The organism is Paenibacillus sp. SRL342 (assembly GCF_984798905.1).
Window position 1 is genome coordinate 502,804 of sequence record NZ_OZ481790.1, and the last position, 14,288, is coordinate 517,091.

Below are 14,288 nucleotides of genomic sequence, written 5' to 3' on the forward strand. Positions count from 1 at the left end.
TAACGTTTTAGGAATTCAAAAAGGGGATGTTCCACACGTCATGTTGCATGTGACGATGGAACATCCCCTTTTAAACTGAAATAGAGTATTTAACGATCTGTTCTCCTAATAATTTGTACTTAATTTAACTGAGTGCTGGACCTAAGATATGGCTTACTTCTTTGATTAGAAATTTCTTCGTTTATGTAAGTAAGTAAAAATTATTTCTTAAATGCTAACGCAGCTTCCATTCACGCTCGTTAATGATTTCAATTTGTCCAGATTCAAGGGCTTTTTTGAAACGATTGCGGGCTGTTTTCATCAATAGAACCATTTCGTCTTCAGGACGAATCTTGGTGGATGTCGAAGTGACGATAGCTTTCATACGTTTACGGTTATTTTTAGGTGAAACCATATCAAGCAAATTCTTTTCGATCATACATATCCCACCCCATTTTTTAGTATTACGCGACCTTCCCATATTATACAATGAAAATCATGAATTGTTCCAAGATTCCCACTTATGTTATTCAACTTTATGCAATTCGTATCCGATATAATATAATAGAAGTAAAATATTGGATTATGGGAGTTGGAAATTAAAAATGAATAGAATCAAACTGGCGCTTCGAGGCACGCTCGCTCTAATTATGGCATTAACAATACTGGTCCCTTCGTTGGCCTTGGCGGCTACTGGTGACGTGACATCGATTGAAATAACCAATAGCAGCCCGCAGAAAATGAGTGTCTCCGAAACAGCTGCACTTCAGGTGATGGCAACGGTTGAAGGTTTTGATAACAAGCAGGATGTTACCCAAGGCGTGACTTGGTCCACCAGTAATGCAGCAGTCGCGACGATGGTGAAAGGCAAAGTCAAGGCTGTGGCCGCGGGCGAAGCGACGATTTTTGCAGAAGTAGACGGGGCTAAAGCCCAATTGGTTGTGCAAGTGCAGGAGAAGATCAAAAGCATCAAAGCTTCACCGAAATCCTACAGTTTTGTTAAAGGCAGTGAAAGCACCCTTCCGAAAGTAAGCATTACACGTGCGAATGGCAAGGAAGAGGATGTGACTTCTGAGATTGTGTGGTCCGTATCCACTTCTTCGGCTGTCCTGGAAAACGGTAAAATCAAAGGCGTTACACCCGGCAGAGTATTGCTGCAAGGCAAGTACGGAACAACGATTGTGAAAGTCCCTGTTGCTGTGACGGACGAGATTACCAAAGTTGAGGTTACTCCTGCCACAATGCAGCTGAACATCAAGAAGTCCAAGGCGTTGAAGGTCATCGGCACCTACGCGAATGGCAAAACCATTAACCTTTCGAAACAAGTGATATGGACCTCTTCCAACACAAATGTAGCTATCGTGAAAAATGGAGCCGTTAAGACGCTGACAGAAGGACAAGCAACCTTGACAGGAACTTATCAAAATCAGACAATAAAGGCAGAGGTTACCGTTGTACCTTTGCTCAAAAAGTTGATTACAGGCCAGAAAAAACTTGTTTTGTCCCCACAGGGAAGTACAACGCTGAGTCTGATGGCCCAGTATGATACGGGCAAAACCACTGTTGTGACCAACAGTGCGGTGTGGAGCAGCACAAAGCCGGGCGTAGCGACAGTAACAAATGGCAAGATCGTGGCTGTAGGCAAAGGTAAAACGTCTATCACGGCCAAGTGGGGCAACAAAAAAGTGACGATCCCTGTGACAGTAAAATAAATATTTATATAATGAAGTGCTTTGCATCAATTCAAAGATAAAATCAGTACATGACACGTTAAAATCATCAAGGTAACAGACAACCAAGGGGCGTAGACATACGCTCCTTTTTTGGATATATAGAAATATGTATCTGAAATGCCTTCTGCTTTAACAACTATATAAGGGGATTGGATGGGATGAATATGAAAGCTTCGATTATAAGCTCAGACGCTAACTCTAGTGATCTGACTTACCTGAAATATCTTCTTTTATCCCTAAGTTCCATACTTACATTTCAACGGAGCACTACGATTGAGCGCATGAAGCAAAGCACCTATGAAAAATACAGAGAAGGTTACCATTTAAAATGTCATGGTGAAGAGGAGGTACCTGAATGAAAGATTCAATGCAACCTGAGAACTGGCCTGCCTGGGCGACAGAGTTGGTAGAGATTGCTCCGGCCAACCCCAATTGGGACGCACAGGCTCAGGAAGAAATCAAGCAACTCAAACGTCTTCTACAGCAGTATAATATCCATTCATTCGAACATATCGGAAGCACATCCATTCCCGGATTACCCGCCAAACCCATTATTGATCTGATGGCAGAGGTACAGTCATGGGACGACATGAATCTGATTGCGGATCAGCTGAATCCGTTAGGCTGGAACTATGTTCCGCCTGAATTGGATGGACGGGAGTACAGACGATTCTGGGTCAGGGTTAAGGATGGCAAGAGAGCTGTACACCTTCATCTTATGCGCCCGGGAGAAGAACGCTGGGATCGTCAAATTCGGTTTCGGGATGTGCTGAGAAAACGCCCAGATCTGGTGGAAGCTTACGCCGTCCTGAAGACAAAGCTTGCTGATGAGAACAAGGAAGATAGGGAATCGTATACCGCTGCCAAAACGCAATTTATTTTACAAGTGCTTGATGAAGGCGTGTGATTGATTGAAAAGCGTACATATCAAAGACAGGCTGATCTATTTCTTCGCAGTCATGATGACCATGGCGGCAGGACTCGCATCCAGACACTTTGGTGAACGATTGCCGGGTTGGGTGCATGAACATTTCGGAGATGCATGTTGGGCGGGCATGATTTATTTCGGGGTACGCATGGTGTGGCCTCGTCGCAGCTTGGTATGGGCGATGTGTTTGAGCTGTGTATTCAGCTGGATGATTGAGTTCTCACAGTTGATTCAGACGCCTTGGCTGATTGAGATACGCTCAACCGTATTAGGTGCTCTTATTTTGGGACATGGGTTTCTGGTGATCGATCTGATTCGATATACGGTTGGTATTCTGTGCATGGTTATGATAGATCGTTATTTCCTGAGAAATAAGATGGCTGGATCATGAACTCAAGTGAATCATGGAGGGGTGCTGTATGAATGTAGAAAAACTTTTTGACGAATCGCCCGAATTCGAAACACAGCGGTTAAAGCTGAGGCGGCTTGCGATGGATGATCTCGATGAATATTATGCATTTGCCTCTGATCCGCGAGTAAGTCAGCAAAGCTTGTGGAACTGCCATGAGACGGTGGAGGATTCAATTCAATATATTCAGCGGGTACTGGATAATTATGAACGGCAAACAGTACATATCTGGGGTTTTGTTTTAAAGGAAACAGGGACCTTGATCGGGAGAGGTGGCATTTTTCATTTCAATGAACCCATGCAGAGTGCTGAACTGGGATACGCGATAGCCAGCAGTCACTGGGGGAAGGGTCTCGCAGCAGAAGCGATGCAACCCATCGTGGATTATTGCTTTCGGGAACTGGACTGCAATCGGCTGGAGGGGAAATGTAATGCAGGCAACATAGGCTCTGCACGCGTAATGGAGAAGCTGGGCATGTCGTACGAAGGTTTGCTACGCAAACAGTTAAAGATCAAAGGTGTATTTACGGATCAAAAATTGTACTCCCGTATCCGGGATGATCTATAATACTTCCAATGAACACATAGGGTACATCGCAGAAATTGAAGGAGGCGGAATCATGATCTATAGTATTATTTCCCGTTCGTTGTGGGAGCAAGTGTCAAAGGGGAGTGAGTATGCACCAGATAGCCTGGAGACGGACGGATTCATTCATTGCTCCACCAAGGAACAGATCCCATGGGTAGCCGGGCAATATTATGCAGGCCGCACGGATCTGTTATTACTCAGTATTGATGAGAAGGCGTTAAAGCCTGAGCTGGTATATGAGGATCTCTACGAATTGAATGAACTATTTCCACATATCTATGGAGAACTCAATCTGGATGCGGTTCGTAAAGCCATTCCATTTGAACCGAATGCAGACGGCACATTCTCATTTCCTGAATAAATAACATGTGACGCTTCTGTTTGAACATGATCCATGGACAACATGCTTTTCCGAAGGGTGGTTAACGGATGGATATGAATCAAGTTTTTCTGGAGACGGCGGAGAAACAATTCTTGTATTACAAGCAGCTCGGAGAAAAAGCCATGGCACAACTGGAGTCCGAGCAATTGTTTCATTCCTGGAATGAAGACGCAAACAGCATTGCGGTAATCGTAAAACATCTATGGGGCAATATGCTGTCCCGTTGGACGGGTGTACTGACAACAGATGGTGAGAAACCGTGGCGTGAACGGGACGCCGAGTTCGTGAATGATATTTCTTCCCGGGAAGAGTTGCTCTCCAAATGGGAGGAAGGCTGGAATTGTCTACTCGAATCCATTCGTTCGTTTACCCCGGAACAATTGTCTCATATCATATATATTCGGAATGAAGGTCATACCGTCATGGAGGCTATTATTCGTCAATTGGCGCATTATCCGTATCATGTTGGGCAGATTGTATTTGCCGCGAAAATGCTTAAAGAAACAGCTTGGGACAGTCTCTCCATTCCGAGAAACGGCTCTTCTCAATATAATGGCGGCAAATTTGCCAAGCCGAAGGCACGTAAACATTTTACAGAAGATGAACTTCATATAGAAAAAGGTGAGGAACAACAATGACTCAAATTGCATTGATCCGCCATGGAAGCACAGCGTGGAATAAGGAAAAACGTTCGCAGGGACAGACGGATAATCCGCTGGATCAGGATGGCAGGGAACAGGCAGTATTGCTTGCTGCGAGACTGGCCGAAGAATCCTGGGATGCCATCTATGCAAGTGACTTGGAACGTGCAAGTGAGACGGCTCGCATCATTGGTGATCGCTTGGGCATTCAGGAGATACATCTGGACCCTAGACTTCGCGAGATGGGCGGAGGACAGGTCGAAGGAACAACGGAAGAGGAACGGTTAGCCAAGTGGGGAGCGGACTGGGGTACCCTGGATCTGGGACGTGAGCTTGCAGATGCAGGGACTGTTCGAGGCAGTGCGGTGCTTGAAGATATTGTACAGCAGCACCCCGATGGAAGAGTGATCGTTGTCAGTCATGGTGCCGTTCTACGGAATACACTGCGAGGTCTGGTGCCTGAACTGGATATCAGCGTGAAGTTGTCCAACACATCTATTACCCGGATTGCCAAGAATGAGAATGCATGGCAATGCGAGCTGTACAATTGCAGCTTGCATTTGGATTCGTCCAGGGAGTCTTAATAGATGGATGCTCTGACGTTAAAACAAAAATTACAGCATATTCAGTCGTCTAATCATTCCATTGATCACGAGAAACAGCCTTACGAATTGTCACTGCATATGATGAAGCATATTGGTAGTACTGACCCTGTCCTGCGGGATGAATTGATCTATGTTACGTTTGCAACCTGGATTGGACAGGGTGTATTTTCGGAAGAGCAGCTAAGGCATGTGTTACAGTTGGCGCTGGACGATCAGCACCTGTTCTATGGGATCGGAGAGCAGGGAATGGATAGTGTGTTTACGCGGACGTTCTCCGTATTATTACTGCCTCCAATTCTGAATGTGGATCGTCAGCGACCTTTCCTGGACAGAGAGGATATCGCAGGGATTCATCATCGGTTGACTAAATATCTGGAACGTGAAAAAGATGTTCGTGGCTACGCCGATAACAAGGGCTGGGCGCACGCCCCCGCACACGCGGCGGATGCGGTTGAAGATCTGGCACAGTCGCCATATCTGGAGCGAACGGATCTGCTGGAACTTCTGCACGCACTCGCTGTAAAAATAACGGAATCAAGTGTGGTTTACATCCATGATGAAGATCAGCGAATAGCGCATGCTGTAATTACCATTCTTCGTCGCAATCTGTTGGAGCCAAAGGATATTACGGTGTGGATCGATTCTCTTCATCAAGAAGACCAGGCGGAGGACAGATCACTTCTGGAAACCAGTCATAGGAACCTGAATGTGCGTCTGTTTTTACAGACACTCTATATTGCGATACGAACAGAAGAAGATGAACCTTTTCCGGCGGTTTGTTCACTGGTATTGCAGGCATTGGAGAGAGAAAAGTAACGGGATACTAGATATATGGATGTGGGGAAAAGGAGGAGATGGCGCATGACCAAACAGCCGTATTCATGGACCGAGGAGGTCCTATCTCCGCTGAGTGAGACAGCAGTTATCATCCATTGCGGGGATCAATTGTCTGATGCTGTGCAGCGCAGAGTGATGTCTGTATGTGCTTTGCTGGAAAAAAGCACTTTGCCAGCCATGATCGAATGGGTGCCTTCATATACGTCCGTTACAGTATTTTATGATCCGTTCATCTCCCCGTACCCCGAGTTATGCCGGATTCTGCTTCAGCAGTTGAATCAAATGAAGGAATCCGTACAAGACAAGTCCAGAACGGTCACGATTCCCGTATGTTATGGTGGCGAGTGGGGGCCTGATCTGGACTACGTTGCCAGTGAACATGGACTGACCGCAGAGGACGTTATTGCGATTCATACATCCGGGGATTATCTCGTACATATGATTGGATTTGCACCAGGTTTTCCGTATCTCGGCGGGTTGTCTGAACAGATTGCTACGCCCAGACGGGCAACGCCAAGGCTTCGGGTTGAGGCGGGTACAGTAGGTATCGGTGGCAAACAGACGGGAATCTATCCGGTGGACACACCCGGAGGATGGCAATGTATTGGACGAACGCCACTCCGGTTGTTTCGGCCGGAAGAGAACGTACCGAGTATGCTGGCAGCAGGTGATCGGGTTCGATTTGAACAGATAACGATGCAGGACTATCTGGCGTTGAAGCGGAAGGAGGGCGAACGATGAGTATTGAAGTGATTCGCCCTGGTCTGTTATCTACCGTTCAGGATGAAGGCAGAACCGGTTATCGCCGGTATGGTATTCATCCTGGCGGGGTCATGGACACCTTTGCAGCCAGAGCAGCCAATATGCTTGTGGGCAACTCCCGACATGCGGCAGTGCTGGAGATGACGATGACGGGGCCAGAGCTTCGATTTCAGGAGAGTCAACTTATCTCATTATGTGGAGCCGATCTGACGGCAACGGTGGATCATCTGCCTGTACCTTTGTGGCGTCCTGTGTTGGTGCGGGCTGGAAGTGTACTGAAATTTGGCCCATGTCGTCATGGTTTGCGTGGATATCTGGCGATTGCGGGTGGAATAGCTGTGCCTGAAGTGATGGGTAGTCGAAGTACTTACCTTAAGACAGGTCTTGGCGGTATGGATGGGCGAGCCTTGCGCGTGGGCGATCTGTTATCCAATGGTGAACCTTCTGCCGAAGCGCGAATATGGATGCAGCGTATGGAGCAGCAGGTAAAGGAGAGTGAGCGGGACTACCGAATATTGGCGCCTGCGTGGTTTTTATCTGAACGTGAAAGACCTGACTATTATGGGCAACCTGCTATTCGTGTGATGGAGAGCAAGGATAGTTCGCTGTTCAGCCAAGAGAGTCTTGCACAATTCTATGCGGAAAAATACGTGATTTCTCCACAATCCGATCGGATGGGCTATCGCTTGCAAGGCTCCAGACTGGAGCTGGATCAGCCCCTGGATCGGCTGTCTGAAGCCGTTACCTATGGCACGGTGCAGGTGCCACCGGATGGTCAGCCCATCATCTTGATGGCAGATCATCAGACGATTGGAGGTTATCCTGTCATTGCACAGGTAGCTCGGGTGGATATGCCAATCCTGGCTCAGGCTAGGCCAGGAACCCAAATTTCTTTTAAAAAGATTACGCATGATCAAGCCGGACAGTTGTATATGGAACAGGAAATCAATATGCAACTCATAGATAAGCTGATACGCAGAAGAATGGCAGGAATGGGGGGCGCTTAATGAATACCTCGAAAACCTTGGATATCAATTGTGATCTGGGCGAAAGTTATGGTATATATCGCACGCTATCGGACGAGGCCATTCTACCCTTGATTACATCAGCCAATATTGCCTGTGGATTTCATGCAGGAGACCCGGCTACAATGCGGCTGACGGTAGAGAGGGCATTGGAGCATCAGGTGGCAATTGGAGCCCACCCCGGGTTGCCGGATTTGCAAGGGTTTGGCAGAAGACGTATGGACATTACGTCACAGGAAGCATATGACATGGTGGTGTATCAGATCGGTGCGCTGGATGCCTTTGTCCGGGCAAGTGGAGGGCGAATGCATCACGTAAAACCGCATGGAGCTTTATACAATATGGCCGCAGAAGATATGAAGCTTGCTGAAGCCATCGCCGAGGCGATCTATCAAGTACAGCCTGATCTGTATCTGTATGGTCTGGCGGGCAGTGAGTTGATTCACGCCGCGGATCGCATCGGTCTGCGCAGTGTGAGCGAGGTGTTTGCAGATCGAACCTATGGGGCGGATGGTAAGCTAACCCCTCGCAGCCAAGCTGGGGCCCTCATTGAAGAATCGGGACAAGCGATTGCTCAAGTGCTTCGGATGGTGAAAGATGGAGTAGTTGTATCCACGGATGGTACATTGGTTCCCATCAAGGCAGAGACGGTCTGTATCCACGGTGACGGAGCAAACGCTCTCGCATTTGCTCAAGAGATTCGTCGTGTGTTGGAATCGGAAGGCATTAAGTTATCCCCGCATACCACGGGATGATATGCCTGTTCAGTAGAAAACAGTAGTTTTATCAGGTTGTTCGAATTGAACTTTGAAATTTTGGAATGACAAGGAGTGAATGAACAGAATGAAACCCATACGCAACTCGGCAAAGGCTGTCATTGTGCAGGATGGACGATTGCTGGTCATCCGGCTGGAAGACCAATATGGTACCGCTTATGTGTTCCCAGGTGGAGGACAGGAGAAAGGTGAAGAACTCAGGGATGCGGTCGCGCGCGAATGTCTGGAGGAGATTGGTCAGGCCGTGAACGTGGGAGAGCTGTTACATATCCGGGAGTATATCGGTAAAAATCATGAATTCGCCGAGTGGGATGCAGATATCCACCAGGTTGAATTTTATTTTGCGTGCAGCCTGATAGATCCGGAGGCAAGCGTTTTTGAAGGCTCCAATCCAGACGACCACCAAGTATCCGTGGAATGGATTGCACTTGAAGAGCTGTCCCAGATTCGTTTATATCCAAAAACGATTGGCGAATTGCTTCTTAAATCAGGCGCTTCATCAATCTATCTGGGAGATCTGAATTAAACCAGCCAAGAAGAAATATCGTGCTAACCCCTTTATGTAAACATTTTTATAAAGAACTTTTCCAATTTTGTCACGTTAGCGTATCGGTTCATGGATTCACCATAGGTGAGGTGGGTACACTATAAGTACAGGCTTATTACAAAAGCATTTGCATTAAGCTGTCTCTAGTAATAAGGGATTAATGAACTGTCATTAAACACAAAGAGATAGTAACAACTACACTTCTCTTGTACTTTTTATTATTCACCCTTAATTGGAAGAACGGTAGACGTAGTGGAGGGGACGGAATCGATTCTGAGGAAGCGAAGTGTCTGCTGGCATCCTGGATTTTCACTTGTATATCCATTGAATTAAACATTTACACGATAACGGAGAGGACAGAAGAAACCTGAAAAAGCGAAGCGGTCGCCTTTATCACCGGATTTTCCCCTTGAGAAAAGGGAATCAAAAAAATCTGGGGATAACAGCGATTGGAAGGTTATTCTGTCATCGTAGTGTCAGTGTAAATTGTCTTTAATCCAATGTATACGAGGAAGAGATCAGGATCAATCATTGAGAGATAACAGCGATCAAAAGAACGATCCGTACCCGCAACGGCCTTCTACATAGTCCTTCCAATATTCCCCCAAACCGAAAGGAGCACTTCCCATGAACCAGACTGAATTGGAACAAAACATTGTAAAAGCATTGGAAAACAACCCTTTTTGCAGCTTCTCCACTGTGGAGAATGGTAAACCGAAATCCCGCTATATGGCGCTTTTCAACGATGGACTGAACATTCATCTGGCAACGAACCGCCGTACACACAAAGTAGAGGAACTGGAGAATAATCCGAATGTTAGCCTGCTACTTGGTTATGAGGCTGGTGGCTCCAAAGAAGTGGTTGAGATCGAAGGAACCTGTGAAGTGACAAAGAACGAAGGCTTGCGCGAGCAAGTGTGGAACGACGAACTGAAGGCGTGGTTCGATGGACCTAATGATCCAAACTATGTCATTCTGGACATCACCCCGACTCGTATTGAATATACAGGGAAAGATCATGAACATCATGTGTGGGAACAATAATCCGAATATGAACATAACCTCTGCAAAGTAGCGTCCTTATGCGAAAATACGCGCAGAGTTTAATCCAACCGTGAAAGCCATTAAGGTTTCACGGTTTTTGGTATGGATGAATAACGATGAATTGGATATACATGTAAGACATATGTAATATACGTATTTTAAAGATAATAAGCACTATATACCTACTAAAATGTTGAAAAAAATGTCGAAATCACGCATGATAATGTAAAACCGCCTAGGTATGTGCGGGTAATGTAAAAAATAATGCTTTTCAATGACTGAACATTGCGTTATGATTTGGAATGTAAACGACAAGCACAGACTTAAATAGATGTTCATGTGAGATAAACTTACCTGAAATTCCGATGCATGTCATCAGAGCGTCAGTACGCACAACCCATGAAATCTATCTTTTTTCTGCGCTCTTCGTTTGCCCATTAATGCATGATTCAATGTACATAACCGGGAGGGGTTATTTTGAAAACGAGTAAAAAAGTATTATCAAGCCTGACTGCCGCTTTGGTTGCATTAAACGTGCTTGCGGTGTTTCCGGTACCAGTATCGGCTGCGGATGCTGCCAAAGTTAAACTGCGGATCATGGAGACAACAGATATTCATGACAATCTGATTAACTACGACTATTATTCCGACAAAGAGACAGACCAGTATGGACTCGCCAAAACAGCGACACTGATCAAAAAAGCGCGTGATGAAGCCAAGAACAGCTTGCTGTTTGACAATGGTGATCTGATTCAGGGTAACCCGCTGGGAGACTATGTTGCGAAGATTGATCCACTGAAAAAGGGTGAGACTCACCCTGTATATAAAGCGATGAATCTGCTCGATTATGATGCAGGTAACATCGGTAACCATGAATTCAACTATGGTCTGGACTTCCTGGACATGACGCTGGAGGGAGCAAACTTCCCTTACATTAATGCCAATGTCTATGTAGACGATGGTGATGATGATGAGACAAATGACAAGAACTATTTCACACCGTATGAGATTTTGGATAAAAAGGTAACGGATGAGACTGGCAAAGAACATACGATCAAAGTGGGTGTGATCGGATTTGTACCGCCACAAATCATGCAGTGGGACAGCGCTAACCTTGAAGGCAAAGTAATCGCCAAGGATATTATTGCTACCGCGAAAAAATTCATTCCAAAAATGAAAGCCGAAGGTGCCGACATTATTGTAGCCATCCCTCACTCCGGATTTGAGGATATCCCTCAAACGGATCTGATGGAGAACTCCGTATTGTACCTGAGCCAGGTAGAAGGCATTAATGCCATTCTGTTTGGACATGCTCACAAAGTATTCCCAAGTGCTGATTTTGCCGGCAAAAAAGGGGTAGACCTTGAGAAAGGGACAATCAATGGCGTTCCTGCTGTAGAGCCAGGATTCTGGGGGGATCACCTGGGGATTATTGATCTGGATCTAGAACAAGTGGATGGCAAATGGAAAGTGGTCGATTCCAAAACGGAAGCACGCCCAATCTATGACACAGCGGGCAAAAAGCCATTGGTAGATGCGGATCAGGACATCATTGATGCGGTTCATGAAGAGCATGAAGGTACATTGGAGTATGTTCGTGGCCCGGTCGGCGAAACGACTGCACCTATCAACAGCTTCTTCGCTCTGGTACAGGATGATCCATCCATTCAGATCGTAACGAATGCACAGAAATGGTATGTCGAAAAACATATGCAAGGTACGGAATATGAGAAAATCCCTGTATTGTCCGCAGGTGCACCATTCAAAGCCGGTGGACGTTCAGGCGCTTCGTATTACACGAATATCCCTAAAGGCACCATTGCCATCAAAAACGTTGCTGACCTGTACGTGTATCCAAATACGGTACATGCTGTAATGGTTAACGGCGCAGAACTGAAAGAGTGGCTGGAATGGTCTGCAGGCCAGTTCAACCAGATCGACCCGGCTAAAGGTGGACAACAACAATTGATCAACAACGACTTCCCGACGTACAACTTCGATGTTATCGATGGTGTAACGTATCAGATCGATGTGACACAACCAGCCAAGTATGACGGTAAAGCAACCGTTGTTAATGCATCCGCAAGCCGGATCAAGGATCTGAGCTTTAACGGTAAACCGATTGACCCAGCGCAAAAATTCATCGTAGCGACGAATAACTACCGTGCTTCTTCGTCCAAGCTGGCTAACCCGGACGGTAAACGTATCGTTCTGGCTGCACCGGATGAGAACCGTCAAGTGATCATCGACTATATCCGTGAGAATAAAACAATTAACCCAACCGCTGACGGCAACTGGTCCCTGGCACCAATTAAACCATCTGCTGGGTTAACCGCAGCAGCACTTAACGACCTTGAAGTGGTATTTGCTTCTTCCCCGGATGCAAAAGATCTGGTTGAAGCAAACCCGGCGATGTCTTTCATCGGTACAAATGATGATGGTTTTGCTGAATACGGCATGAAATTGACTGGAGAAGCAACAACAACTCCGAAACCAGGTACGGAGCCTGCTCCTACGCCTACAAAGCCAACTAAACCTACAGAGCCGACTACTCCAACCAAACCAACGACCAAGCCACAGCCTGAGAAACCAGCTGGCGGCAAAGTGGTATATGTGGTGAAAAAAGGCGATAACTTGTACCGCATCGGTTTGAAATATGGTGTAGACTGGCGCAAGCTTGCGACAGCTAACAAAATCTCAGATGTACACAACCTGAAAGTTGGACAGAAAATCGTGATTCCCGCTTCTTAAAGTTTAATAAGTTGAGGGAGACCGACAGTCATCAGACTGTCGGTCTTTTTTTCTGCAAATTTGAATATATTGTTTCAAGAACCGTCATACAGGAAGTCATCAAAACAGTAGAGATTAATTTTAAGACCCATGATATAATATTTACAAACTTTGGGTATATACAAGTGAAATCTAATGGACATGGAATCTAAATTGGCAAGGGGGGTCCTACATGAATTGCAGTGGCTGCAGTCCAATCTATCCTATAGAGGGCCAAGGTACCTTGTACTTGCGTCCCATTTCCCCCGCTTTGCTTGAAGCGCTACAAACGCCGGGAAGACTTATCGAGACGTCGGATGACATGATGTGGATGCATTTTTCGAATCTGGAGACGGTTCAGAGCTTAATAGAAAAGATCGGCGAAATGGATCCGACATTACGTGATTCCCTAACTGTTCAGATTATGCCTATATACGAACAGGCTAATGAAGAAAGCTGGATTAGTCTAACCATGCAGGAGTCCCGTTTCAAGCATGCGGAGCTGGTTTCCATTATTCTGGAGCATCAATTCAGCAGTCATATGCAACCCATCGTTGATGCATCAGAGCAGATTATCGGATATGAGTTTTTGCTTCGTCCTGCTGAGAATGGAAAATCCTTCAGTTCCTATGAATTATTTGAAGTGGCGCGTGAGACTGGACTGCATTCTTTTCTGGATCGATTGGCACGTATTACTGCTATTGAGACCAGTGCCATTTTTCTGCCGCATGGTGTCAAACGCTTCGTAAATTTCCTGCCTTCCTCCATATACAATCCCGAATATTGTCTGACACATACGTTTGAAGCGATTGAACGCCTTTCGCTGGACCCTAAAGATTTTGTGTTTGAAGTCGTGGAAACAGAGCAGATTCAGCATATGCCCATCTTGCAGCAAATATTTGAGGTGTATCGCTCCCGTGGAATGTCTGTTGCACTGGATGATGTGGGTGCCGGATATTCAACAATAGAGTTGATGAATCGGTTAGAACCGGATTTTGTCAAAATAGATCGAAGTCTTATTGACCGTTGTGATCAGGATTCGACCAAACAAGAGAAAATTCTTCACATTGTTGAGATGTCGAGTCGATTTGGTGGGCAAGTCCTTGCCGAGGGGATCGAACGGATGGAAGAGTTTGAATTCTGTCGTTCCATAGGTATTGAGCTTGCACAGGGCTACTATTTTGGTAAACCCTCGGCACAACCGCCAGGCGGTCCGTACTGCAATACTTCATCTAATTCATGTAATAATTAGTAACCTGTAC

The 14,288-nt window shown here is 46.0% G+C and carries 16 protein-coding genes; 15 read left to right on the forward strand and 1 reads right to left on the reverse strand.

The features are described from left to right. Positions 1 to 214: 214 nt before the first annotated feature. Positions 215 to 418, reverse strand: coding sequence for a hypothetical protein (locus AC4E8D_RS02420; RefSeq protein ID WP_076253873.1), 204 nt, complete (start codon positions 416 to 418; stop codon positions 215 to 217). Positions 419 to 584: 166 nt separating this feature from the next. On the opposite strand from AC4E8D_RS02420, the gene AC4E8D_RS02425 reads away from it, so the two are divergent. The 15 genes from AC4E8D_RS02425 to AC4E8D_RS02495 all read left to right on the forward strand — a co-directional run bounded on the left by AC4E8D_RS02425 (position 585) and on the right by AC4E8D_RS02495 (position 14,278). Then, positions 585 to 1,691 (forward strand): Ig-like domain-containing protein, encoded by a 1,107-nt coding sequence (locus AC4E8D_RS02425; protein ID WP_339306598.1) that lies wholly within the window; start codon positions 585 to 587, stop codon positions 1,689 to 1,691. A gap of 376 nt (positions 1,692 to 2,067) precedes the next feature. Beyond that, entirely contained in the window at positions 2,068 to 2,619 is a 552-nt protein-coding gene (locus AC4E8D_RS02430) for a GrpB family protein (RefSeq protein ID WP_221823915.1), read from the forward strand. 4 nt (positions 2,620 to 2,623) lie between these two features. Then, on the forward strand, positions 2,624 to 3,031 hold the full coding sequence (locus tag AC4E8D_RS02435) for a ribosomal maturation YjgA family protein (protein WP_221823917.1): 408 nt from the start codon (positions 2,624 to 2,626) through the stop codon (positions 3,029 to 3,031). A gap of 28 nt (positions 3,032 to 3,059) precedes the next feature. Then, the gene (locus AC4E8D_RS02440; protein ID WP_221823919.1) at positions 3,060 to 3,617 is read left to right on the forward strand and encodes a GNAT family N-acetyltransferase; all 558 of its coding nucleotides are present in this window, start codon (positions 3,060 to 3,062) and stop codon (positions 3,615 to 3,617) included. Positions 3,618 to 3,669: 52 nt separating this feature from the next. Next, positions 3,670 to 3,999: a DUF952 domain-containing protein gene (locus tag AC4E8D_RS02445; protein WP_221823921.1), complete on the forward strand. Its 330-nt coding sequence runs from the start codon at positions 3,670 to 3,672 to the stop codon at positions 3,997 to 3,999. A gap of 68 nt (positions 4,000 to 4,067) precedes the next feature. Next, the gene (locus AC4E8D_RS02450; RefSeq protein ID WP_221823923.1) at positions 4,068 to 4,658 is read left to right on the forward strand and encodes a DUF1572 family protein; all 591 of its coding nucleotides are present in this window, start codon (positions 4,068 to 4,070) and stop codon (positions 4,656 to 4,658) included. After that, positions 4,655 to 5,245, forward strand: a complete 591-nt coding sequence (locus tag AC4E8D_RS02455) for a histidine phosphatase family protein (protein WP_221823925.1) — start codon at positions 4,655 to 4,657, stop codon at positions 5,243 to 5,245. Before AC4E8D_RS02450 ends, AC4E8D_RS02455 begins: the two co-directional genes overlap by 4 nt. Positions 5,246 to 5,248: 3 nt before the next feature. Next, positions 5,249 to 6,082 (forward strand): DUF2785 domain-containing protein, encoded by an 834-nt coding sequence (locus AC4E8D_RS02460; protein WP_339306602.1) that lies wholly within the window; start codon positions 5,249 to 5,251, stop codon positions 6,080 to 6,082. Positions 6,083 to 6,127: 45 nt separating this feature from the next. Continuing rightward, complete coding sequence (gene pxpB, locus AC4E8D_RS02465; protein ID WP_449004318.1) at positions 6,128 to 6,844, forward strand: 5-oxoprolinase subunit PxpB; 717 nt, start codon at positions 6,128 to 6,130, stop codon at positions 6,842 to 6,844. Then, positions 6,841 to 7,872 carry a 5-oxoprolinase subunit C family protein gene (locus AC4E8D_RS02470; RefSeq protein WP_490205809.1) on the forward strand — a complete coding sequence of 344 codons (1,032 nt, stop codon included), beginning with the start codon at positions 6,841 to 6,843 and terminating at the stop codon, positions 7,870 to 7,872. Before pxpB ends, AC4E8D_RS02470 begins: the two co-directional genes overlap by 4 nt. Further along, entirely contained in the window at positions 7,872 to 8,645 is a 774-nt protein-coding gene (locus tag AC4E8D_RS02475; RefSeq protein WP_449004320.1) for a LamB/YcsF family protein, read from the forward strand. The genes AC4E8D_RS02470 and AC4E8D_RS02475 overlap by 1 nt, the downstream gene beginning before the upstream one ends. Positions 8,646 to 8,733: 88 nt before the next feature. Continuing rightward, positions 8,734 to 9,192, forward strand: a complete 459-nt coding sequence (locus AC4E8D_RS02480; RefSeq protein WP_449004321.1) for an NUDIX domain-containing protein — start codon at positions 8,734 to 8,736, stop codon at positions 9,190 to 9,192. A gap of 648 nt (positions 9,193 to 9,840) precedes the next feature. Next, complete coding sequence (locus tag AC4E8D_RS02485; protein WP_074093246.1) at positions 9,841 to 10,257, forward strand: pyridoxamine 5'-phosphate oxidase family protein; 417 nt, start codon at positions 9,841 to 9,843, stop codon at positions 10,255 to 10,257. 477 nt (positions 10,258 to 10,734) lie between these two features. Beyond that, positions 10,735 to 13,008, forward strand: a complete 2,274-nt coding sequence (locus AC4E8D_RS02490) for a bifunctional 2',3'-cyclic-nucleotide 2'-phosphodiesterase/3'-nucleotidase (RefSeq protein ID WP_449004322.1) — start codon at positions 10,735 to 10,737, stop codon at positions 13,006 to 13,008. A gap of 211 nt (positions 13,009 to 13,219) precedes the next feature. Next, complete coding sequence (locus AC4E8D_RS02495) at positions 13,220 to 14,278, forward strand: EAL domain-containing protein (protein WP_449004323.1); 1,059 nt, start codon at positions 13,220 to 13,222, stop codon at positions 14,276 to 14,278. Positions 14,279 to 14,288 lie beyond the last annotated feature (10 nt).

Excerpts from the sequence above, each read along its gene's own strand:
- AC4E8D_RS02420 (WP_076253873.1), bottom strand. The coding sequence starts at position 418 with ATGATCGAAAAGAATTTGCTTGATATGGTTTCACCTAAAAATAACCGT.
- AC4E8D_RS02425 (WP_339306598.1), top strand. The coding sequence starts at position 585 with ATGAATAGAATCAAACTGGCGCTTCGAGGCACGCTCGCTCTAATTATG.
- AC4E8D_RS02430 (WP_221823915.1), top strand. The coding sequence starts at position 2,068 with ATGAAAGATTCAATGCAACCTGAGAACTGGCCTGCCTGGGCGACAGAG.
- AC4E8D_RS02440 (WP_221823919.1), top strand. The coding sequence starts at position 3,060 with ATGAATGTAGAAAAACTTTTTGACGAATCGCCCGAATTCGAAACACAG.
- AC4E8D_RS02445 (WP_221823921.1), top strand. The coding sequence starts at position 3,670 with ATGATCTATAGTATTATTTCCCGTTCGTTGTGGGAGCAAGTGTCAAAG.
- AC4E8D_RS02450 (WP_221823923.1), top strand. The coding sequence starts at position 4,068 with ATGGATATGAATCAAGTTTTTCTGGAGACGGCGGAGAAACAATTCTTG.
- AC4E8D_RS02455 (WP_221823925.1), top strand. The coding sequence starts at position 4,655 with ATGACTCAAATTGCATTGATCCGCCATGGAAGCACAGCGTGGAATAAG.
- AC4E8D_RS02460 (WP_339306602.1), top strand. The coding sequence starts at position 5,249 with ATGGATGCTCTGACGTTAAAACAAAAATTACAGCATATTCAGTCGTCT.
- pxpB (WP_449004318.1), top strand. The coding sequence starts at position 6,128 with ATGACCAAACAGCCGTATTCATGGACCGAGGAGGTCCTATCTCCGCTG.
- AC4E8D_RS02470 (WP_490205809.1), top strand. The coding sequence starts at position 6,841 with ATGAGTATTGAAGTGATTCGCCCTGGTCTGTTATCTACCGTTCAGGAT.
- AC4E8D_RS02475 (WP_449004320.1), top strand. The coding sequence starts at position 7,872 with ATGAATACCTCGAAAACCTTGGATATCAATTGTGATCTGGGCGAAAGT.
- AC4E8D_RS02480 (WP_449004321.1), top strand. The coding sequence starts at position 8,734 with ATGAAACCCATACGCAACTCGGCAAAGGCTGTCATTGTGCAGGATGGA.
- AC4E8D_RS02485 (WP_074093246.1), top strand. The coding sequence starts at position 9,841 with ATGAACCAGACTGAATTGGAACAAAACATTGTAAAAGCATTGGAAAAC.
- AC4E8D_RS02495 (WP_449004323.1), top strand. The coding sequence starts at position 13,220 with ATGAATTGCAGTGGCTGCAGTCCAATCTATCCTATAGAGGGCCAAGGT.